The organism is Thalassospira sp. ER-Se-21-Dark (genome assembly GCF_017922435.1).
Classification (GTDB): Bacteria; Pseudomonadota; Alphaproteobacteria; order Rhodospirillales; family Thalassospiraceae; genus Thalassospira.
Window position 1 is genome coordinate 1,184,765 of sequence record NZ_VDEZ01000001.1, and the last position, 21,971, is coordinate 1,206,735.

General features: G+C 51.8%; 21 protein-coding genes and 1 tRNA gene. 4 read left to right on the forward strand and 18 right to left on the reverse strand.

Translation table 11 applies throughout. The features are described from left to right. Nucleotides 1-28: 28 nt before the first annotated feature. The 7 genes from raiA to FHI25_RS05425 all read right to left on the reverse strand — a co-directional run bounded on the left by raiA (nucleotide 29) and on the right by FHI25_RS05425 (nucleotide 6,992). Nucleotides 29-625, reverse strand: a complete 597-nt coding sequence (gene raiA, locus FHI25_RS05395; protein WP_210515765.1) for a ribosome-associated translation inhibitor RaiA — start codon at nucleotides 623-625, stop codon at nucleotides 29-31. Nucleotides 626-775: 150 nt separating this feature from the next. Continuing rightward, entirely contained in the window at nucleotides 776-2,356 is a 1,581-nt protein-coding gene (gene rpoN / locus FHI25_RS05400) for an RNA polymerase factor sigma-54 (RefSeq protein WP_008888696.1), read from the reverse strand. 64 nt (nucleotides 2,357-2,420) lie between these two features. Beyond that, on the reverse strand, nucleotides 2,421-3,254 hold the full coding sequence (gene lptB, locus FHI25_RS05405; RefSeq protein WP_210515773.1) for an LPS export ABC transporter ATP-binding protein: 834 nt from the start codon (nucleotides 3,252-3,254) through the stop codon (nucleotides 2,421-2,423). Between the two features lie 14 nt (nucleotides 3,255-3,268). Beyond that, a complete protein-coding gene (locus FHI25_RS05410) occupies nucleotides 3,269-4,162 on the reverse strand; it encodes an LptA/OstA family protein (protein ID WP_210515775.1) in 894 nt (297 codons plus the stop codon). A gap of 10 nt (nucleotides 4,163-4,172) precedes the next feature. Next, nucleotides 4,173-4,928, reverse strand: a complete 756-nt coding sequence (gene lptC, locus FHI25_RS05415) for an LPS export ABC transporter periplasmic protein LptC (protein WP_210515776.1) — start codon at nucleotides 4,926-4,928, stop codon at nucleotides 4,173-4,175. A 3-nt stretch (nucleotides 4,929-4,931) separates the two neighbouring features. Further along, complete coding sequence (locus FHI25_RS05420) at nucleotides 4,932-5,951, reverse strand: KpsF/GutQ family sugar-phosphate isomerase (protein ID WP_246878907.1); 1,020 nt, start codon at nucleotides 5,949-5,951, stop codon at nucleotides 4,932-4,934. A gap of 426 nt (nucleotides 5,952-6,377) precedes the next feature. Then, on the reverse strand, nucleotides 6,378-6,992 hold the full coding sequence (locus FHI25_RS05425) for a ribonuclease D (protein WP_210515778.1): 615 nt from the start codon (nucleotides 6,990-6,992) through the stop codon (nucleotides 6,378-6,380). A 215-nt stretch (nucleotides 6,993-7,207) separates the two neighbouring features. Between FHI25_RS05425 and FHI25_RS05430 the strand changes: the two genes are divergently transcribed. Further along, the gene (locus FHI25_RS05430) at nucleotides 7,208-8,005 is read left to right on the forward strand and encodes a methyltransferase domain-containing protein (protein WP_210515780.1); all 798 of its coding nucleotides are present in this window, start codon (nucleotides 7,208-7,210) and stop codon (nucleotides 8,003-8,005) included. Nucleotides 8,006-8,142: 137 nt separating this feature from the next. Here the strand turns inward: FHI25_RS05430 and FHI25_RS05435 are convergent, their stop codons facing one another. Together FHI25_RS05435 and FHI25_RS05440 are read right to left on the reverse strand one after the other, a co-directional pair. Further along, on the reverse strand, nucleotides 8,143-9,378 hold the full coding sequence (locus tag FHI25_RS05435; RefSeq protein WP_210515782.1) for an O-antigen ligase family protein: 1,236 nt from the start codon (nucleotides 9,376-9,378) through the stop codon (nucleotides 8,143-8,145). 2 nt (nucleotides 9,379-9,380) lie between these two features. Further along, on the reverse strand, nucleotides 9,381-10,313 hold the full coding sequence (locus FHI25_RS05440; RefSeq protein ID WP_210515784.1) for a glycosyltransferase family 2 protein: 933 nt from the start codon (nucleotides 10,311-10,313) through the stop codon (nucleotides 9,381-9,383). A 266-nt stretch (nucleotides 10,314-10,579) separates the two neighbouring features. Here FHI25_RS05440 and FHI25_RS05445 point away from each other — a divergent pair, with 266 nt between their 5' ends. Then, on the forward strand, nucleotides 10,580-12,001 hold the full coding sequence (locus FHI25_RS05445) for a tyrosine-type recombinase/integrase (RefSeq protein ID WP_210515786.1): 1,422 nt from the start codon (nucleotides 10,580-10,582) through the stop codon (nucleotides 11,999-12,001). 96 nt (nucleotides 12,002-12,097) lie between these two features. Here FHI25_RS05445 and FHI25_RS05450 read toward each other — a convergent pair whose 3' ends face one another. The 6 genes from FHI25_RS05450 to FHI25_RS05475 all read right to left on the reverse strand — a co-directional run bounded on the left by FHI25_RS05450 (nucleotide 12,098) and on the right by FHI25_RS05475 (nucleotide 17,264). Then, nucleotides 12,098-13,324, reverse strand: a complete 1,227-nt coding sequence (locus FHI25_RS05450) for an HNH endonuclease (RefSeq protein ID WP_210515788.1) — start codon at nucleotides 13,322-13,324, stop codon at nucleotides 12,098-12,100. 17 nt (nucleotides 13,325-13,341) lie between these two features. After that, entirely contained in the window at nucleotides 13,342-13,695 is a 354-nt protein-coding gene (locus FHI25_RS05455; protein WP_210515790.1) for a nucleotide pyrophosphohydrolase, read from the reverse strand. Between the two features lie 13 nt (nucleotides 13,696-13,708). Beyond that, nucleotides 13,709-14,566 (reverse strand): HNH endonuclease, encoded by an 858-nt coding sequence (locus FHI25_RS05460; RefSeq protein ID WP_210515792.1) that lies wholly within the window; start codon nucleotides 14,564-14,566, stop codon nucleotides 13,709-13,711. Continuing rightward, complete coding sequence (locus tag FHI25_RS05465; protein ID WP_210515794.1) at nucleotides 14,563-16,119, reverse strand: AAA family ATPase; 1,557 nt, start codon at nucleotides 16,117-16,119, stop codon at nucleotides 14,563-14,565. Before FHI25_RS05465 ends, FHI25_RS05460 begins: the two co-directional genes overlap by 4 nt. Before the next feature lie 108 nt (nucleotides 16,120-16,227). Beyond that, on the reverse strand, nucleotides 16,228-16,377 hold the full coding sequence (locus FHI25_RS05470) for a hypothetical protein (RefSeq protein WP_210515796.1): 150 nt from the start codon (nucleotides 16,375-16,377) through the stop codon (nucleotides 16,228-16,230). Between the two features lie 323 nt (nucleotides 16,378-16,700). Next, the gene (locus tag FHI25_RS05475) at nucleotides 16,701-17,264 is read right to left on the reverse strand and encodes a recombinase family protein (protein ID WP_210515797.1); all 564 of its coding nucleotides are present in this window, start codon (nucleotides 17,262-17,264) and stop codon (nucleotides 16,701-16,703) included. 1,136 nt (nucleotides 17,265-18,400) lie between these two features. On the opposite strand from FHI25_RS05475, the gene FHI25_RS05480 reads away from it, so the two are divergent. Both FHI25_RS05480 and FHI25_RS05485 read left to right on the forward strand, forming a co-directional pair. Beyond that, nucleotides 18,401-18,856, forward strand: a complete 456-nt coding sequence (locus tag FHI25_RS05480) for a hypothetical protein (protein WP_210515800.1) — start codon at nucleotides 18,401-18,403, stop codon at nucleotides 18,854-18,856. Between the two features lie 320 nt (nucleotides 18,857-19,176). After that, a complete protein-coding gene (locus tag FHI25_RS05485; RefSeq protein WP_210515802.1) occupies nucleotides 19,177-19,572 on the forward strand; it encodes a Bro-N domain-containing protein in 396 nt (131 codons plus the stop codon). A gap of 234 nt (nucleotides 19,573-19,806) precedes the next feature. Here FHI25_RS05485 and FHI25_RS05490 read toward each other — a convergent pair. The 3 genes from FHI25_RS05490 to rdgB form a co-directional block, all read right to left on the reverse strand. Continuing rightward, nucleotides 19,807-19,893, reverse strand: a tRNA-Leu gene (locus FHI25_RS05490). Between the two features lie 170 nt (nucleotides 19,894-20,063). Then, entirely contained in the window at nucleotides 20,064-21,257 is a 1,194-nt protein-coding gene (gene hemW, locus FHI25_RS05495; RefSeq protein WP_210515804.1) for a radical SAM family heme chaperone HemW, read from the reverse strand. Nucleotides 21,258-21,366: 109 nt separating this feature from the next. Further along, complete coding sequence (rdgB, locus tag FHI25_RS05500) at nucleotides 21,367-21,966, reverse strand: RdgB/HAM1 family non-canonical purine NTP pyrophosphatase (RefSeq protein ID WP_063086365.1); 600 nt, start codon at nucleotides 21,964-21,966, stop codon at nucleotides 21,367-21,369. Nucleotides 21,967-21,971 lie beyond the last annotated feature (5 nt).

Below are 21,971 nucleotides of genomic sequence, written 5' to 3' on the forward strand. Positions count from 1 at the left end.
GCGTTGTTTGGCTCGGAATCTGTGTCTGTCACGCGCCACTCGCTTCATTATCGTTTGGGTCCAACCAGCCGAAATTTCCGTCCGAGCGACGGTAGACAACGTTCAGTCCGCCATGTTTGCCATTCCGGAACATCAGTGCCGGAATGTCCCCCAAGTCGAGCCGCATGACAGCTTCCCCAACGGAAAGCGTATCGATGCGATCGGGTGTCTCGGCAACAATCACTGGCTCGAAGCCATTTGTGTGATTATCGTCCGTTTGATCTTCATCTTCCTGTGCGATCACATAGTGGATCGCCTCCAGGCGAGCCTCCTCATAGTGGTCACGGGTTGCGTGATGATCACGCAGGCGCCGTTTATAACGCCGCAACTGTTTGGCCACTCTGTCACAGGCGGCATCAAACGCGGGATAAACCTCGTTCGCTGATGCCTTGGCCTGAACCATCATGCCCTTGCCGACATGGACCGAAATCTGCGCGTGATAGAGATGTGCCTGTTTGGTGACGGTCACCGTGGCTTCAATCGCGTGATCGAAATACTTCTCTACTGCAGGGTCCAAGGTCTCGACGACGTGCTGGCGAAAAGCATCGCCAACGTCAAGTTGCTTACCGATAACCGTAATTTGCATGGATCGCCTATCCCCGGTTGAGTGACATACCAGTTTGGTGCCCCTCTCGTAGGTGGGCGCACCATATTCCCTCGTCATTACCAAGTCAAGATATGGGTATGTTCCCTTGAATTACAGCACCTTAAGGTGCGTTTTTTCGATAAATTCGTGCTAGGAAGCACGTGATTTTTTCTCGCGCCGACGCTGCACTGACGATGGGATGCGCATCGCTTCGCGGTATTTTGCCACTGTTCGACGCGCGATGTCGATCCCTTCCTTGCCCAGAAGCTCAACCAGTTTGTCATCCGACAAAATCTTCTTGGGTTCTTCGTTGTCGATCAAAGACTTGATCCGATGGCGCACCGCTTCGGACGAATAGGCGTCCCCACCATCTGAAGATGAAATTGCCGTGGTGAAGAAATATTTCAGCTCGAACATGCCGCGCGGCGTCGACATGAACTTGCCGTTGGTCACACGTGAAACCGTACTTTCATGCATACCGATTGCTTCGGCGATGTCGCGCAGGATCAGTGGCCGCAGATGCGCAACCCCGTGGGTAAAGAACCCGTCTTGCTGACGCACGATTTCGCTGGCGACCTTCATGATCGTCGTCGCACGCTGATGCAGCGCCTTGACCAGCCAGTTGGCACTTTGCAGCTTCTCGCTCATGAAGCCGCGCTCTTCGCGATCGCGGAGGCCCGACCCGATCTGGGCGACATAGTCTTCATTGACCAGAACCCGCGGCAGGGCTTCGGAATTCAGTTCCAGATGCCAGTTGCCATTGCCCGCCGCACGCATCAAAACATCCGGGATCACCGGGGTTGCGATTTCGCCATCGGCGGTCTTGCCCGGGCGCGGATCAAGGGTTTTGATCTCGGCGATCATGTCATGGAGATCATCCGAATCGACGCCGCACACCCGACGCAGGCGATCAAAGTCCCGCTTGGCCAGCAAATCAAGATTGGCCAGAAGGGCTGCCATCGCCGGATCAAAACGGTTGAGTTCGCGCAGTTGCAATTCCAGACATTCCGCCAGATCGCGGGCAAATATGCCAACCGGGTCAAAGCCCTGCATGACCTTCAGAACGCGTTCGACATCCGCGATATCGCATTCAAGGGATTCGGAAACTTCATCAAGATCGCCGCTGATATAGCCGTTTTCATCAAGCATATCGATCAGGTAACTGCCGATCATACGCGACGTGGCATCGGCAAAGGCGATATTAAGCTGATCATCAAGAGTCTGGCGCAATGTCGCTTCATCGGCCAGCGTCTGTTCAAGCCCCGGAAGGTCATCCCCACCCGCAGCCGAACCGCCAGCACCGCCACCCGCACCCCCGCTATAGGGCGCGGAATAATCGTGACTGCCTGAAACCGGTTCGCCGTTGCGGGTGATTTCACCTTCGCCGCCATAAAGCGCGTCACTTGAAACATCAAGCGGGCCGTCATCACTGCCCATCGTTTCGCTGGACGTCAGGCGATCGGTGCCGAACCGGTCATCGCGGTCCGTGAAATTGTCGTTTGATCGGCTATCAAGGCCTTCATCGCCATTGCCAACCGCACCATCACCGGCCTCGGCATAGGTTTGGCCGGGATCGGCCCGCTCCAACAGCGGGTTTTCCATCAGTTCACTGTCGATGAAATTGGAAAGCTCAATATTATTGAATTGCAGCAGTTTGATTGCCTGCTGCAGCTGGGGAGTCATGACAAGTGACTGGGACTGGCGTAGATCCAGACGCGCCTTCAGGGCCATTTATGCACTACCCCGTGTCAATCCGAACTCCCCCTAGACTTGGTTGACGGTCTGGTGGGTATTATCAAAGGCTGAAACGATCGCCCAGATAAACCCTTCGTACATCGTCGTTTCTGACGATTTCCTCAGGACCACCTTCCATCAGAACCCGACCATCATGCAAGATATATGCCCGGTCGATAATGTCTAGAGTCTCGCGCACATTGTGGTCAGTAATCAAGACCCCAATGCCACGATCTTTCAGATGACGTACAAGATCGCGAATATCACCCACGGCAATCGGGTCAATCCCGGCAAGTGGTTCATCAAGCAGAACAAAGTTCGGATGGGCTGCCAAGGCACGCGCGATCTCGCAACGGCGACGTTCCCCGCCCGAAAGCGCCAGAGCCGGTGTGCGGCGCAAATGTTCGATGGCAAATTCTGCCAAAAGGTCTTCAAGCGACTGTTCGCGTTTGATGCGGTCATCCTCGACCACTTCAAGCACGGCCATGATGTTCTGTTCAACCGTCATGCCGCGGAAGATCGAGGCTTCCTGCGGCAAATAGCCGATTCCCATACGGGCGCGCTGATACATCGGCATCATGGTGATATCGCGCCCATCAAGGGAAATCGTGCCGCGGTCTGCGGCAATCAGGCCCGTAATGATATAGAAACTGGTGGTCTTGCCAGCCCCGTTCGGCCCCAGAAGGCCAACCGCCTCGCCGCGCTGCACCGAAACCGAGACATCTTTGAGCACCGGGCGCTTCTTAAAGCTTTTGCCCAGATTGTGCGCCACAAGACCCTTGTTGGTGGTGATCAGGCGCGGGCCATTTGCCCCGCCGTCAGTTGGCTGTGCGCTGCCAGATACAGCTGTCGCCTTTGCGTTGTCGGATTTTACGCTTTTGCGCGACCAGAACAAATGACCGACCTTTCTCAGTTACCGGTCCCGGCATCGGCCGGGCTGTTGTTTTCGTCTTTTTGCGGAACCAGAAGGCCCCGAACGCGGGTTTTACCATCGCCATTACCGTCAGCCGTCAGACGACTGATCCCGGTATTCAGATCGACCACGGCACGATCCCCGTTCAACTGGTTCTCCCCGCGGGTGATCTTAACCGATCCGATAAGGGTGGCGATACCAGTTTTCGCATCATAAACACCCTGATCGCCAACAACAAACTCTGTTGCTGTGCGAATATTCACATTGCCCTGCCCGTCGATGCGGCGCAATTCATTTGCGCCATCCGAACCTGCCTCAAAGCGCGCGGTCAGAACATCCCCGCGCAGCGTGCGATCTTCCGACACCGCGACCGCATCACCGCGTGCAACCGCGACACGCTCTGTCTCCCAGTATTCGAGGCTGTCGCGCGCCGTCAGGGTTTCATTGGGCGTGCTGTATTTAAGGTTATCACCGGTCAGAACAACCACCGCCTCGTCAATGTCATAGACGGCGCGATCGCCAACAGCGACATCGGTATCGGATGAGAGTTTGACATTGCCGGTCGCAATGATGCGGTAAATCTCGCTATTGCCGTCACGATCACGATACAGCGCCTGCAACTCGTCGGCATCGACGCGCGAGGAACCGCGCTTGGCCACCGCATTGCCACGGGCAATCAGGATCTGTTCATTGCGGCGCCATTCGATGCCGTTATCAGACTCGACTTCAAGCCCGCCACTGCCATTCTGGGCCAAACCCAACGGATTGGCCGCAGCATCCTTGACCATGGCCGACAGTCCAAGCGCGGCCGTACCCAGCATAAGCCCCCCTAGCATAAGGGGTGTCAGCAGCGTTCCAGTCTTGCGGGCGAGATGCGGCATCGCAATCATGACTTCCCTCTCATTGCTCCGTCGAATTCAATGCACTGTCGAAAATCACCAGCCGGGATTTCCCCAAAAAGCGGATCACCGCCCCCTTGTCTTCAAGCTCAAACCCTGAATCCGATGCAATAGTGCCAAACGGCCCCTGCCCGTCAACCGGCACATCGCCGCTGGCACTGCCGGAATTCATGGCGATTTCAGCTTCCTCGGTGTGAATTTCAAAACCGTTATCGTGGTACATATTGACCGTACCCACCAGATCAAGCATCCCGTCGGTTTCGGTATAGAAGCCTTCATTGGCGGTCATCGCAATCCACGATCCGTCATTCAGCGTAATATCGGCCTGCGGACCGGACAGATAGACATGATCGGGCCGGGTTTCGGTTGCGTCGGTTTCAACAGCTTCGCTGGCGGTCACCGTGAAGGGCTGGCGATTGCCGTCCACGCCAAAGAAGCGCGGATTGCTCATCGCGACATTTTCCATCAGATCCTCGGGCGAGGTCGAAAAGCCAAGCCGAAAACCGCTATCCTGAACCTGTTCGATCTGCGGCCACAAAACCACCAGCGCCATGATCGTCATCGCGATCAGCGGCAGCACGAATTTCAGCATATTGACGATGACACGGCGGAACGGATTGATCCGCACATTGCGCCGGGCCGAGGGCATGCGATCACGCGAAAAGCCACGCTCATGGCGCGCCTGACGTTCGTCACGCGCTGCTGCCTGCTGGCCTTTTTCGCGGTCTTCGACCTGTGGCGTGCCCTCTGTGCTCATGCGTTATGCCACCCCGACGCGCAACAGATCATGGATATGGACAAGGCCCACCGGCACACCGCCGTCATCCAAGACAAACAGGGATGTGATCGAACGGTCATTCATGATGGCAAGTGCTTCAACCGCCAGGGCATCGGCACTGGTCACTTTCGGCCCAGTGGTCATGACATCACCGACCTTCATCGCCACCAGATTATCGGCCATGTGACGGCGCAAATCGCCGTCGGTCACGATCCCGGCCAGAACGCCGGTATCATCAACCACACCGACACAGCCAAACGAATGGCTGGTCATGGTGACAAGCGCCTCGGCCATCAGGGCATCGGGCGAAATCAGCGGCAGGGTATCAACCCCGTGCATGACATCATGGACATGCAGCAACCGCTGACCCAGCTTGCCGCCGGGGTGGAAGGTGCGGAAATCTTCGGATGTGAAGCCGCGCCGCTCCATCAATGTCACCGCCAGCGCATCGGCAAGGGCCAACATGGCGGTGGTTGATGTCGTCGGTGCCTGCTTGTTCGGGCAGGCTTCCGGGCTTGCCGGCAGGACCAGCGGGCAGTCTGACTGCTTGGCAAGCGAGCTTTCCGGTTTGCGGGTCATACCGATCAGTGGCACGTTAAAACGCCGGGTAAAGGCAATAATGTCAGACAGTTCCGGGGTTTCGCCGGAATTGGACAGGGCCAGAACCGCATCATCCTTGCCAATCATGCCCAGATCACCGTGGCTGGCCTCGGCCGGATGCACAAAAAAGGACGGGGTGCCGGTCGAGGCAAAGGTCGCGGCGATTTTCTTGGCAATATGGCCGCTTTTGCCCATGCCGGTAACAACCAGACGGCCTTTCAGGCCCTCGATCAGGTTGATGACGTTGCAGAACTCGCCATTAAGCGAGTCTGCAAGCTCGCGCAGCGCATTGGCCTCGATATCAAGAACACGGCGCGCGATGGCAAGATCGGCGTCACTCGCCGGTGCTGGCACTTTGGGGGACTCGTTTGAGACGTCTTTTGAGACTGGGGTCACTGTCATCTGTTTCTTGTTAGCGTTTCCCGCCCGGAGATAGGGTCAGGACTTGTTAATTTGATTGGAATGGCAGCTTTTATGTTTGTGGAATCCAAGGAAAATCCCGCAGGGCGGGTTGGTATCCCGTACAAGGGTTTTGACGTAGGAGTTCACAAACATAAAAGCTGTCCTTTGGATCGATCAGATTTGCACGGGCTATTTTGTCGCAAAACCTTGAAAGATATGTATCTTACTGCAGTTTTGCTTCGCGTATCCGCACAAATCTGATCGACCATTCGAACCAAATTAACAAGTCCTGACCCTAGGCTATTTGACCCATCTTGCAAGATCATTGGGCCAAAACTATGAACCCGGTTGGCGTAGGGGTCAATTCTATTGCATCCCCCATACACCGCCAATCTTCACAGATGGTTAACCGGCCTTATGCCGACCTTAAGAATGGGCAAAGATATCGGTTTCTTCCCAGCCTGCCAGATCAAGCGTCGCGCGGGTCGGCAGGAAGTCAAAACAGGCCTGCGCGATCTCGGTGCGCCCTTCGCGCGCCAGACGACAATCAAGCTCTTCCTTGGCCTTGTGCAGATACAAAACGTCTGAGGCGGCATAATCGATCTGTTCCTTGGAAAGCTCGGCAGCACCCCAGTCGGAGCTCTGCTGCTGCTTGGAAATCTCGACCCCGACGGTCTCGCGCAGCACATCCTTCAGACCATGACGGTCGGTATAGGTGCGCACCAGCTTGGAGGCAATTTTCGTGCAATAGACCGGCGCACAGCGCACACCGAGATATTTGTCCATTACTGCGATGTCAAAACGCCCGAAATGAAACAGCTTCAACACCGACGGATCAGCCAGGAGCTTTTTCAGGTTCGGCGCGCTGTAATCCTCCCCATCAAATTTGACCAGATGGGCATTGCCATCCCCGCTTGAAAGCTGCACGACACACAAACGGTCGCGGTGCGGGTTAAGGCCCATGGTCTCACTGTCAATGGCTACGACCTTTCCAAGGTCAAGGTCACCCGGCAGATCTCCGAGATGGAGGAAATTGGTCATCACGGTTCTCCAAATGTCAAAATTTGCCTGTTCTTAACACAGCAAACCGAGCATCGCATTGCAAAAGTCGAAGGATTTACCCTCAAATTTGTCCCTAAACGCAAGCAGCAGACTCATTTTCGAGTGCACACCGGTTAAAAGCTCACTCTCACAACCACAAGGTAAAAACTAAATTTAACTTTTAACGCCTATTGTCGGAAGAACAGACTGCAATCATGCGCAAAAATGAAGGTACCGCGATGTCAATTTCGGAAATGCCGCTCTTCACGGCCCACAATGTTCGTCTTGATAACGGACAGGAAACAAAACCGGACGAGTCAAATACAGTCGATCAGTTCCCTTGGTTCATTAGCACCAGGAAACTTATCGATACTGTTTTCCCCGGAGGTAAAAAAGGCGTCAGCGTCGTAGACCTTGGCTGTCTTGAAGGCGGTTACACGGCGGAATTTGCCCGCATGGGAATGGATAGCCTCGGCATTGAAGTTCGCGAAACAAACTTTGCATGCTGTGAGTATGTCAGAGAGCACACAGATCTTCCCAATTTGCGGTTTGCAAAAGATACGGTTCTCAATATCGAAAAGTATGGTGAGTTTGATATCAGCTTTTGTTGTGGCCTTCTTTATCACCTCGACCAACCAAGGGCATTTCTGGAAAAACTGGCAAAACAGACCCGCAAGCTTCTAATCTTGCAAACCCATGTTTCACTGGCAGAAGAAGGCAAACGAGAATTTCCACTATCCGAAAACACCACGAACGAGGGCCTGCCGGGTCGCTGGTACGGTGAATTCTCACCACAAACCAGTGCAGAGCAACTTGAGCGATTGCGCTGGGCGTCTTGGGAAAACAACAAATCGTTCTGGGTACGTCGCGAATACTTGCTGGAACTGATTCACAAAATCGGATTTGACCTCGTTTTTGAACAGTTCGACTCACTTGCACCAAACATCGCGGCAAGCCTTGAAGCCAGCAAAACGATGTCCCAACGTGTTACGTTCATTGGGATCAAGCCATGAGCATTGTTAACCCAAAACAGTTATGCCCAGCGGATCTGGTGCTGTGCTGGGTATAACTTTTTTACGATCAGAGCTGCCACCGACTGTTGGTTGGCACAGTGGAAATCGTAGTAAATCACTTAAGAGGCGCTTTTGGTTCAATCAGTGTTGCGCATTGCTAACCTTATTGCAGCGACAGCAGTTGCTATGGAAAGCCACGCCAGTATCGCTGGCCAATTTGAAAACAGGCTTTGCGTCACTGAAAGGGGAAATAACGACATCACCATAACCCCCAAATAGAACCCGCCAAGCAGCCTGGCATCACGCGGGCCAAAAAGCACTTTCGCGCCGTTCCAGTAAAGAATCGCCATGAAAGTCGTAAATGGAATGGTGCCAATCAAACCTGTGTCCGACAACCATTCGATATAGAAGTTGTGGGGATGCGGGTGGCACAACGCACTGTCCAGCCCTTGCTGCACGTAATCTTTGCAGACCAAAGGAAAGTTTCCCATCCCGGTACCGGTTATCGGGTTTTCACCAAAGAAGCGTAATCCTAGTAGCGCAAGCTGACCATAAATTGAGTCTGTGTAGTCGGAAAGTACGGTAGCCAGTTCCTCAACCCGCCCCCAAATGCGCTCGCTCGTTATGAGCAGAAATGTCAATGCCGCCCCTCCACACAGAGACAAGCCAATCGCTATCCTACGAGCAAGCTTTCCAGAAAGAAGCAGACTGAAAGTTACCAGCAAAAGAGCCAACAATGCCAGCACACTTGCTGCTCGCTCACCACTCAAAAATACAACGGTTAGCAGAAGCGGTGACAAACAACACGCTGCCAGGAAAAGCTTTCTGGATTGCCCACGAGCGTAAAGAACGAAACCCAACGCACTGGTCGCAAGACCCAATTTGGCCAGATACATACCGATATTTGGCCGGTCAAGTGGCCCGGTTAAACGACCAGTCATCGGCTGCCCAGACAACAGGGAAACACCGACGAAAAACTGGTAGAATGCATCAAGTGCCGCCACTGCCATCGTACATAGCACAACAACAATAAATCGACGGACTGTGCGCTCATCCGCCAAGACCCAACGGGTTACTGCCGCATAAAAGATAATAAACCTGAGCCAACTTAACGAACGCCCGAAACTTTTGCCGACATACTCAGCAAAAGGAGAGACAAAGACATTCATCAAGACAAAGATAACCAGAAGAACCAGAATATCTTTTTCGCGCGCCCAAGACCAATCCTTGACCGACCAAGATCGTACCAAAAAAATCACGCCAATCAGGACAACCGAAATATCGGCAACTGCACGGGAAAACATCAAGGATGCCGGAAGGCAAAGCAGCAAAAAACTGGCCGCTAGGTGCAACTTTCGATCAAGCGAGGTCATCTTTAGCAATTCACTTCTTTAATATGGCGGATGTTTGATAAGTTTTGAAAAATATTCCGGTAGGATTTCAGTGCTGCGGGGTCGGGATCAACAAATCCGAGTTTCCCCGCAACGTAGTGAACAAACAAAGGTATCATCGGAATAGGTGCCCCATCGCGGCGTGCCTTTTTTATGGCCGAAACACACTTGCGATAAAGCTTCACGCGCTTTTCGTGTGGCAACTCCGGGTGGGCCTCCAGAAAGTTCAGATAGACCAAAAATCGATCATGATTGAGCTGCAAGGTATTTTGCGAAATGTGGCTTCCGACATCCGACACCATCGTAAGAACCATGTCAGTATCAAGAAGGCACTTTGCATGCACTGAAAGTCGCAACGGCAACGATTCATCCTGAACGAAGACCGTCTCATCGCACCCACCTGCGGCGATAAAAACATCCCGTTCAACAAGCCAAGTCATCCGCACCATACCGCGACCAAGGACCCTCTCAAGCGGATCCTTGTGGATACTAAGCTTGAAATCTTCTGCAATCCGAGGGCTCAACACCTTATCGATTGGTTCGGTCGTCTTGCGGTAGCGACCGTGCACCATGTCTGCATTATGCTGTTTTGCAAGTGAAAGCAGCATCTCAAGCGCATTTGGCGCAAGAATTTCATCACAGTCAAACAGTGCCAGATACTTGCCATTTGCGGCCTCGGCTCCCTGGTTGAGCCGAATTGATGGACCCGCATTGACTGTATTACTGATCACCCGAACAAAGTCGTGCTTCGCCGAAAACTCGTGGAGGATCGCCAGAGAATTATCTGTTGACACGTCATCTACGAAAACAACCTCAAAAGGTATTTCGCCGGTCTGGGCCAACAAAGACGCAAAGAAATAACGAAGAGCATTTTCTTTGTTGTAGACCGGCAGAACAAAACTGACTTCGGGTTGCATGGTTTTCGCGGCTCATTTTTAAGTCGATTTCTGCTTGTAACCAGTCAAGCCGGTCTCGAAAAGACTAAAACGCAAACCCGGCCCCAAAACGACAATACCCCAGCACATCAGAAATGTGCTGGGGTATGGTGCCCAGGAGAAGATCGTCTGCATCCCCACCCTACAAGCGTTGATTTGCAAGGATTCCAGTGTTCTCAAGGGCTTGACAGGTCGAATCAGGTAGTACATCTGGGTAGCACAAAGTATCAATACCTGAGTATCGACGAATGGGCAAACCTGTTAAGCGTCCCGGCAAGAACAACTACGAAATTCAATATCCGCTTCCCCAGAAACTCCGCCAAGTCATGCGCACATCTGCCATATATCGCAGTTTGGGCACAGCAGACCTTTCTACCGCAAAGAAGCTGTATCCAGTGCGCTTGGCAGAAGTTCAAGCCGAGGTAACTCGCCTTCTCGCAAAACACTTCCCGGATGATCAGAACGTTCTGCAAGAGCTTCAAGACCTCGTTACCGCATACAAGAACGCGGATGACGATGCAGAACCCGGCAGCTTTTCCGAGAAGGACATTTTGCTGGATTTGGTTTCGGAATGGGGTACCAAACAGCGCCTTAAACGGATTGAAGCCTTCAAAACCTCCGCTCAATACAAGGCAGGGGAACCCATCCCAGTCGCGATTCGGCAAGCCGCCAACGAGATACAAGTTCAGGCAGAGAGCTTCGCCAAAGATGCATTAAACCCACGTACCAAAATTGACACGGTCACTGAAAGCTGGCGCAAAGCAAATGGACCCAAGCTTTCCGTGAGCACCAGAGACGAATACGAGCGTGCCATAAAGCGCTTCTCCGATTGGTGTGCTCGGCAGCAGATCGAGTATTACGATCAAATCACCCGCAGAAAAGTCCGTGAGTTTGTTGAAGAAACCTATTACGGCAAGATGGGGAAAACCGCCAATCTGGCTCTAAGCGGGCTCCGTGGCGTATGGAAGCACGCTATGACGGGAGGCTTTGTCGAGGAAAAGAGCACTGTTTGGGATGACCACGAATACCCGAACCATATCCGTATCGGAACGGGTCAAGTAAAGGCCGAGACTGATGAAGAAGCTCCGTTCTCATTCGAAGACATTGAAACGCTCCTAACCAAGCTCGACCCACCGCTCTTTGCTGACGTTCTTCGGCTGTCGCTTGTTACAGGGGGACGTAGCGCTGAAATCACTGCTCTCGAATGGGAGCACATAACCAAGGAAGACGATGGCTATTGGGTCAGCCTCCCCGGCACAAAGACCAAAAGCGCTCGACGCCGCGTTCCAGTCCCTCACACGTTCACCCCCCTCATGGAACGCTTGACCAGCACCAGAACCGGTCGCTGGGTCTTCCCATTTTACCCTAAGCTGGTGTTCGAGACCGACAAGAAACGCCATAGCTATATCAACAAGGAGTTCAACCGTAAGCGCAGAAACCTCCAAATGCCCCAAGGAAAGCGCCAAGGCCTTCACTCTGCACGCCGAACCTATATCGAATTGCTAGAAGGCGCTGAGGTGGCCGTCGGAACCATCAAGTTATTGGTAGGCCACAAACGCCATGACATTACCATTGGGCGCTACACGAAAGGTCAATATGTCGATCTAAGGGCTGCAGTAGAGAAACTGATTTATCCAGAAAACCTTGTTTCACTAGTTAACGAAACATGATTTGGTATCGGTTCGAACAAGGACATTATCTTCCCTCACTCGACATAATGGATAATTGCAGTTTCTTTTCGACCTCACCTCAAACCAGTTTAAAAATCACGCGCTCACTAATTGTTCAAAATGCCAACGCAGAGCAGCCCTCGAAGGCCCTTTACGATTTGCATGACTCAATGAGATTTTTTTCCCATGAAGAGCGACATATTCAGTGCCTTCTAACTGAGGAGAGACGTGTACCGTCAAGTCGTCTGGCGAAACCGACAACAGAAACATATCAAAAAGCGTATGAATGTCCGCCCGCAAGAGCAATCCATTCCCCAAATCAAGTTTGCTTTTTTTCCGATAGGGAACGATGTGAGCCGCCTGCAGTGCCACCGCAACCGCACAGCCAGTAATTGCGCATTTCCCATCAAAAAGGCCAATCAAATTACTACGGAATTTAGCTTGCCCTTGCCGGACTGCGACTTCCCTGAATTTCTGGTCAGTGTCAACATCATCAGAATTAATTTGATCGGCGTCATCGCCTTGGTCAGCCCAAAGCTCCTCATCTTCCGAGAACTCTGCCACTTTGGTTTGCTCAATTACAAACTTTCTGTCTGGTGCTGAAGGGGCACAGCTCAACTGAATTTCTGCAAAGTGCTCCAGTGCTTCTTTAAAGGCTAACTTTAGGTCCACCTCCTTACCCTCGTGAAACACACTTGCAGGGAATATCCTGCAAATAGCTCCACCCCCCCTGCTCAACGGCTCTTTTTTCAGGGATTTAAATAGGTCGGAGGGCAACTGAAATGCGTCGAAGCCATCATCATCTTGCAATAATCGTGTCGAGGCATTCACATGCCACTCTGGCGAGTTACCGACGACAGCATCAAGGCGCTCAATCACGGTACCACTGATAGGCAGTTTGCGGTGGATTTGGGGGATGATGATTCTGTTCTGTTGCTTGATCTTAGCATCAGAGTATTCAGCCTCACTGATACTTACCGCAAAGCCCAGCTCAAGCCCTCTTTTAGAGGCAATAACGTAAATCTGAGGCATCTTGTTGAAGTCTTCGGATTGTCTGTTCCGAACCGCACACCACAAATCCTTTGGTCTATGACCTCTCGAACCCCTGTCTTCACTATACCGCTGTGGCTCTACATAAAGGCGTTCGCCTCCCGCTATTTCAGAAAGAGCCTCCTCACATGCGTCGATCAATTCTCGATAAATACGCCAATAATGTTGCTTATCTTCGTTTCCGACGACCGCAGGCTTAGTTTTAGAACCAAAAGCCCACGGACCTGCGTCACGGTATTTTTCAAAAAGCCGGATATCAGCGCTACTTATCACGTCAAAACCTCAGAAAGTCATAACCTATTGTATTTAGTAGACTTTCCATACGATTTGGCAACTGGATATTTTTCGGCGTTCTTGGAAATTTTGGTGTTAGCCTTGGCTACTAAATCAAATCCAACCTTGTCGGCTATCAGTAAAAGGTAATTGAATATATCAGCACACTCATCGACAAAGCTCTCGCGAAATTCTTGATTTTCGAGAGCCTTATCGACTTCTTCGTCACGCATCCAGAGCATCAACTCTACAAGCTCAGACGCTTCTATGGACAACGCAGATGCCAAATCCTTGATAGTATGAAACTGCTCCCAATCTCGATCATCGCGAAACTTGCGAAGCCGACTCTGAAGCTCACCTAAATCACCCATTTGAAAACCTCAATTAAACATCTGGGTTCCAGAACCCTTCCGCATTTTCCAATGCTTGGTACATTGCACGCCTCCTGTCGTTAACGTGATTTCGATAATGCTCGACGCTTTCTCTGAGGAACTCCCTGCACGCTTCTGGTCCACCAAACCTTAAGAGAATTTCTCTCTGTGACAAAAGCTCAACAAGTCGCTCACCTGCCTCAGTGCTGAAACGCAGTGCTAACTTATAGTCATCAAAATGCTTCTTAACGCGGTTTCTATCCGTTTCAGACCAATGCGCGGGAGCATCAACGTAATATTTGATCGAAAGCGGGTTGGACCAAACAACCTGCGCAAAAAGCCATTGCTCTTGGTAAAAATGATCAGCGTCCAAGAATGGATGCAATACCTGCTCCTGAGCAGTCTCCGCGATACTCGCACCTTTTCCCGTATTACAATCACGACAACTCGGTATCAGATTTGCGGGGAGTACGGAGTATTTAGGATATCGGGACTTAGGTAGATAATGATCGAGTGTTCGAACCTGTCCCATCCCGCAAGATGGGCATTTCCTGTCTCCCGCGACAATCAGCCGGTCATAAAATAGCCGACCGGGTTTAGCAGAAGGAACTAGATAGGCACTGTAAAGCGCCTTAAGTTGACCCTTGTTAATGGCACCAACAACAATCTCGTCGTCAGAAGTTCTATTTGGCAATACGGGCAGGTCACTTAAGGCCCCTAAAGAGGCATGGTTTCGATATTCATCGTATGCCTCACTCAGCTCGGGGTAGATCATTTGATAGCGCTGCTTCAGTCCCTCATCGGTAACGCCGTCCAAGCAAGCGTCGTAAATCTCCGTATCCGATACTTCCGTACATTCAAGTTGAATCATTGTAGTTTTTGGTCCCGATCAAAGATCAAAGCCCGGAGGATTGCTTGAGCCTCAAGGCCTAACTGCCCACCAAACTCTGCAATGATTTCGTCGTAGCTGTCCCCGGCGCGAACAGCAGCCGACAGGATAGTGTGGAAGCCCGATTTGCTAACTTCTAAACCAAACACTTCTCGGGTCAACGTCCCCACATTTTCGCCAAATGTTTCTAAGTCTGGTCGGCTTACAGCAACGGCTAACTTACTCCGATGGACCTTCCAAACACAGGACTTGGGTATTTCCTGAAGAACTACAGGAGAATGCGTAGCAATAATTGCTACACCGTTGCGGTCGAGAAGCAACTGGCTAAGAGACCTAGTAAACGCCGAAAGAAGAGGAGGATGCAGATGGCTCTCCGGCTCATCAACTAAAACCAACGTCTTTTCTTCGACACAAGATACTAACTTAGTAAGCGTAAGAAGGACAACTGCATGCCCAGAACTCATTTTTCTTATTAGCCTGAGCGCGGAATGCAAAACCTCTTCTTCTGGAAGGTTGACCAATCCTCTCAAACCGGTTTCTGCAAAGTTTTCATCGGACTCAAGAGTGTATATGGCGTTCAACCATCTTTTTTCTTTTGTAGGCTCACTTAGACAAACCTCAAAGCTATCAACAAATTCTTTGTAAATTTCTTCTAAGTTCTTTAATTGACTGCGGTCACGTGAATTCCGCAGACCGATATAGTGATAACAGTTACCAAGAGATCGATCAGTCTGTTCTTTTGGCGGCTTAAAGGGGTCGAAAGCGCTGAATGATACAGAGATCAAGCTGCTGAAGTACTCATCATCAATCGGTGGTGCCGGTGTTTCTGGCTCAAGAAAGGGTCCAAACCATTTTTGATAGTCTACAAACCGCTTGGTTTTACGATCTTTTTCAACAAAGGCTTCGATCATTCCGTTGAGAACGGTAGTTTTCCCGACACCATTTCGACCAATTATTGCATGAATATTGGTGCTTGGCTTGGAGCCAACCTTAACGTCAAAACTAAGTTCTATGCCCGTAAAGTCGGCTTCTTCCTCTCGGACATAACCGAAATTGAAATCGGTTAAACGGCTAGCGCCCAAAAGAACACGCCTATATTGCTCCAGCACGACCGACATATTCACGTCGCGAAATAGAGAAACTCGAGTTACCGCCTCCCTTTTAGCAAGCTGGAAAGCTCCGTCACTATAAGCGACATCATTTAGGCTCCGAAGAATCACCTCACGTTCTTGTGGGCCCAGCTTTTCCATCATTGTTTCATAGTACGAAGCATCCAGAGCTACAGAAAAATAGTTACTAGGCAATGCATCGAAGCTCTCTGCAAGCGTAGAGCGGGTAGGTACACTCTCCGATTGGCCAGTGAAGCCAATCTTGACAGCACCGAGATCAAGATGTTCGCCCTCACTGTTATACATGCTCGCATGAAACATAGTTACGAAGCTGTAATCGTTCCAACTATCAGAACGAAGAAATACGGTACTTTGACCACCTTCGGGAATTGATGTTCTTCGCCCTGATAAGATTACAAATCTCATACTTACCTACAATTCCAACGTGCATTATTGAATATACATTAAAGCGCTTCGTTTAGTGCACGCAAGAGCGTGCATACTCAGAACCACCCAGCACCAGACAAAAAAACTTCATTCTCCTCGCACTAAATCCCAACTATCCCATGCCGACAGGCCCTGTCCGCTTAAGTCAAGAAAACCCTGCCCAACGAAAGGCAGTCGAAGGAAAACAGACGAGAGCGAGATTTCAAGGATAAAAGCGCCGAAGAGATTGATCGTCATGATTAAGGTTCCCCTTTGTGTTGTCTGGGCCCCAAGCTATCAAGATCACCAACAACAACCAGAGTCCCTTTGGAATCAGAGCGTTGCACTCTTTGCGTTTGCCTCTTCCCGTGAAACACCATAGATTGCCTCAATAGCCTATAATTCCTCCATTAGTGGAACGGTTTTAGTCCACCCGATAAGCACGGCATTTGGAAGGTCGGAATATTTTGGGCGACCACCTGAGCGGGTATCATTAGTAATAGTTGGCGCTCAATCCCCCCTTGCCGGGGGCGTTTTTAAGCAGCCGAGCCATGGCGATATCCCAGCTTTCTTTTCCCTGCTCAGAAAGCCGTATCAGAAAGCTCTTTGACGACGCGATAAACCGAAGACCTCGCGATGCCGAGTTCCTTAGAGATCGCGGTTGCCCCTTTGCCTTCGTCCATGAGTTGCTTGATGGCGGCGGGGTCAATCTCTGAGGGCCTACCCTTGTACTTGCCTTCACGCCTCGCCCGCTCAATACCCTCTCTCTGTCGTTCCAACATAATCTCGCGCTCGAACTGCGCGATGGCGGAGACCACAGTGAGCATCATCCTTCCCGTGGCTTTCCCGGTGTCTATATTCAAGTCAAGGATATGGAGCGCCGCCTTCTTGCCTTCGATAACCTTGATCAACTCCATGAGGTGAGCGGTGGAGCGGGCAAGCCGGTCAAGCTTTGTAACCACCAACGTGTCGCCCTCACGGATAAAGTCCAGCGCTGCCGCTAGTTGCTCCCTTGCCATCACATCGACCGATGAAACCTGCTCGGCGAATACCCTCTCGCAGTTAAGAGCTTTAAGCTCCCTTACCTGTCCTTCAATGCTAGCCTTCTGGTCCAGTGTTGAGGCGCGTGCATAGCCGACCAACATTGGTTGCTCTCCTGTCAAAGTGTCCGATTTACATTTAAGACGTTTGATCTGAATCGTCCTATAAATCAACAAACAATGTAAAAGAGACAATCTACATCGCACGGTAAGACGTCCAGTTTAACCATGCTCAAACGAGACACCCACTCTACCGCCTATGATTTCTGGAGCTTTCAGAAGCCACTGGACAAGACATTCCCTCGCCATTGGAACAAGGTCGCCAGCAGGCCGTTTAATTTGACTCTGGAGAGCCCTCACACACTCATTGGCTAGTGAGGCACCCAAACAAGACAACGACTCTCCAAGGACGAAGAAACAGCCATATTAATTACACCGCACCCTTGGATAAGTCAGGCATCTTCCTGTCGACAATTCTTGATCAGCCAACCCTGATGAATGCCATGCTAAGTAATTGGGATTAATCATGAATATAAAGTTATCCACCGATTACAACGCACCCTTGGATAAGTCATAGTAAGAATGATATTTAAAGGTTATTTAGAGTTATAGTTAGAGGGATAGTAAGGGTAATAGTTAGAGGGTTAGTTAGGTTTATAGGTAGGTTATCGCTCCCCGCTAAATAGTATGGCAGTCCAGCCTTAAACGGATAGACCCAACAACCATATCCCCGACAAAGCCTATCACCACACAGGTCAAACCTTTGGTGCTTACCTAGTCGCTATTCTGACTGTGAAATCTCGCTTCCCACAACTGACACAACGCAGTCTTCGGGCTAACATCCAGACGCCAGTTGTCTCGGGTGCCAAGCAAAGCAATTCAACCGGGCGCTTACTGACGCAACGATAACAAGTTCGGCAGTAAAAATGGATTGCCTTGTAATCATGACGCACAAGTTCACTTAATGGGACACCATCTTGTTCGTAATCCAAGGTAAGCCTCCTATGGCATACCCTGCCCCCAAGCATCCATTTAAGCCGCAACAGATATCCGTTCAAGAGGGTGAAGCCCAACACTGAGCAGCCCTCGATAGCGACAGAGGTTGAGGCACGTTAATCGCTTTCCGTGCTTCCCTCTGGCGCTCACCACAACGTCAGGATTTCTGCGGGTTTCAAGATTACCACGCACCCTTGGAATACCCATCCAAAGCAATAGATGACCCTAAGAAAGCGAGAATCCCGATGCCCGTGCACTTTCTGACTTCTGACATTGACGACTTTCACAATGAAGTCGAAACCGAACTCTATGACCTCTCCCGTGTGAAGCCAATCGTTTCGCGACGCAATGGCACCCTTTATACGTCTAGCCACCACATCGCACGCTTCTTCCGTCGAAAACACGAAACGGTTGTCCGCAGATTACTCGAACTCGAACACTTCAATTTCTTCAAAGAGGTGGTGGAGAGAACTGCGACCACTTTTACTGAGGCAGGAAATCCGAGAAAGACCACCGTCTATGACATCCCCCATAGCGGGTTCGACTACTTAGCCTGTCTTCTCTTGGACACCAAAGACCGCGAAAAGTTTATCGAGTACCTCAAGGAGTTCGAGTTTCAGCAGGAAGTAATGGATTTCCATTCAATTCTGATTGCGCACAAAATCGAGCCCGAGCAAGCCCTAGAAATGCTACTGCCATGATCAAGGCGACAACTACGGGCGGTTATCTGCCCTAGACATAGCCCCCTCAAGTAAGCTGAAAACTCAGTCAAACGCCCACTTAACAGGTCACCTTCTGGTGGCCTTTTTTTTCGTCGTTCGTGCGTGAGGGGGCGGTCTATCTATCATTTTTCGAATGCTCCCAATCCACCACCACCTTCAATACCCCTAGGAGGCGATTTAAGGCACCTTGAAGAGTCATGCGGGGTATGGCGGCTGGGGTTTTGAGGCCTGCACACTCAAAGCGCCGCTGTGACTTAAAAATCGGCTCACTGAGCAATCGACTGCGCAGTGAGGCAGTCATGACGAACGCGCTTACAACCTTTGACTTCAACCAGAACAGCATCCGTGTCGTCACCATTGAGGGTGCGCCTTGGTTCGTTGCGGCTGATGTGTGCCGTGTGCTTGGGCTTACGAACACAAGTGTTTCAACCCAGCCCCTGAGTGCGGACGAGAAACATAAGGCAGACTTAGGTTTGCCCGGTCGCAGTCCTTTGATTGTTTCCGAGAGCGGCCTTTACAAACTCGTCATGCGCTCCGACAAGCGCGAGGCCAAAGCCTTCCAAGATTGGCTCACCCGCGATGTTCTCCCCGCCATCCGCAAGGACGGCATGTATGTCATGGGTGAAGATCATGAGCGCACTCGCAACCATCAACCCCGTAGTCACCGTCAAAGACAACCAAGCGTTCGCCAATAGCTGTGACGTGGCAAGGATTCACCATGCTTGCTATGCGCTTCACAGGTTCTAAGGTTCTCGATTCCAATGAGAGATACGCTTACAACGGACCAATAAGCGCTGAACCGTCTGCACCGAGCATTTAGCTAAATATTTTATGGGGGAGGAAGGGCCTTCTCCGAGTAGTACAACCCGGTAGTACAAAGACAATAGCCCTGCAAGCTAAGTCTTTGAAAACGTTAACTTGCAGGGCTATGGTGCCCAGGAGAAGACTCGAACTTCCACGGCCTAATGGCCACTGGCACCTGAAGCCAGCGCGTCTACCAATTCCGCCACCTGGGCATAGGGGCTTGTGGTATTTGTTCGGACGGTGTCCGCCGGAACGGGGCGGAATATACGCGGTCAGGCTTAAGTGTCAACCAACTTTTTGATGGTTTGGTGAAACTTCCTGCGCCCGATTGCGGGTACGCGCCAATCGCCCGGTTTTTCTTGGCGTTTTGCCGGTTTCGGCCCTACACCGCGTGGTCGAACAAATAGGCCAGAACACCGTTCAAACGTTTCCTGCCCTGATCGGTGGCGCGTAGCCCCGAAGAATCACAGATGAGATCACCGGACTCGATCAGGGTTTCGAGCCGATCCGACGCCAAAACATCACGCGGATCCTTGCCGATGATGCGGTTAAACCGTGCCGTCGGGATGGTTTCATTGAGCCTGAGGCCCATCATTACCATTTCAAGCAAGCGCTCGTCACGCTCAAGCGCGGTTTCTTCCTGCGTGCCATGACCATACTTTTCCACCCGGTCCAGCCAGATATCAGGCGCCCGGTGACGGCGCACCGCAGTGGGTGTGGTGTTGCCATCAGCCCCCACCACCGCTTCACGGCCATGTGCGCCCGGCCCGATGCCCAGATAATCGCCATAGCGCCAATACACCAGGTTATGGCGGCTTTCCTGCCCCGGTTTGGCGTGGTTGGACACCTCATAGCAGCGATAGCCGGCCCGCTCGGTCTCTTCCTGGGTGATCTCGTAAAGCTCGGTCGCAAGGTCTTCGTCCGGCACGACCAGATCGCCGCGCTGATGCAGGGTATAGAATTGCGTGCCAGGCTCGATGGTCAGCTGGTAGAGCGAAATATGTCCATTGGCGATGCCAAGCCCTTCGCGCAGTTCAGCCCGCCAGGCCTTGGGATCGTGTTCCGGGCGTGCATAGATCAGATCAAACGAAAAGCGATCAAAGACCGAGGTCGCAACATCGAGGGCCCGCATGGCTTCCTCGGCACTGTGCAGGCGACCAAGGAATTTCAGGTCGCGGTCATTGAGCGCCTGAATGCCGATCGACACCCGGTTAATCCCGTTGGCGGCAAATGCCGAAAACCGGTCAATCTCGACCGTGCCCGGATTGGCTTCGAGCGTGATTTCCAGATCATCTGTCACCGGCCAGAAAGATTTAATGTCCTCGATCAAGGCCCCGGCGGTTTCCGGGTCCATCAGGGATGGCGTGCCACCGCCAAAGAACACCGACCCAACCGTCCGCCCCGGATGGCGGGCCGCACCATGGGCAAGCTCCGCCCGGAGCGCCTTGCGCCAGCGCGCATGATCAACACTGTTCGCCACATGGCTGTTGAAATCGCAATACGGGCATTTCGACAGGCAGAACGGCCAGTGGATATAAATGCCGAACGGCACGGTTTCACTTGAGGCTGCGGACACGCGGGACTCTTTTCAAACGCGGAAATGTTGGCCGATAAACTAACACGCACCGCCGATGATGACATCCGCGATGCGTGCATAAGTTCAATGCAGGTGGTTAAACCTGAAATCAGTCTTCGAAGCAGGCCTTGACCAACTGGCGGAAGGCATCGGCCCGGTGGCTCATTTCATGCTTTTTCGCCGGGTCCATTTCGCCAAAGGTTTCCCCGTAGCCCTTGGGCTGGAAAATCGGATCATAGCCAAAGCCGTGCGGGCCACGTTTCGGCCAGACGATTTCGCCCTCTACCCGGCCTTCGAAATTCTCAACATGCCCGTCCGGCCAGGCCAGCGACAGGGCACAGATGAACGATGCCCGGCGGTCCGGATGATCACCAATGCCGTTCTTGACCTTTTCCATCGCCATGTCGAAATCCTTGTCGGGCCCGGCCCAGCGCGCGGAATAAATCCCCGGTGCGCCATCAAGGGCCGAAACCGCCAAACCACTGTCATCGGCAAGGGCCGGAAGATTAGCCCCATTGGCCGCCGCCGTTGATTTCAGCTGCGCATTGCCAATGAAGGTTTTTTCGGTTTCTTCGGGTTCGGGCAGGTCAAGCTCACCGGCCGAGAAGACCTCGATGCCAAACGGCTCAAGAAGTTCGGCGATTTCCTTGATCTTGCCTTTGTTGTGGCTGGCGATGACGAGTTTTTTTTCCGTGAAACGACGGGCCATGGTCT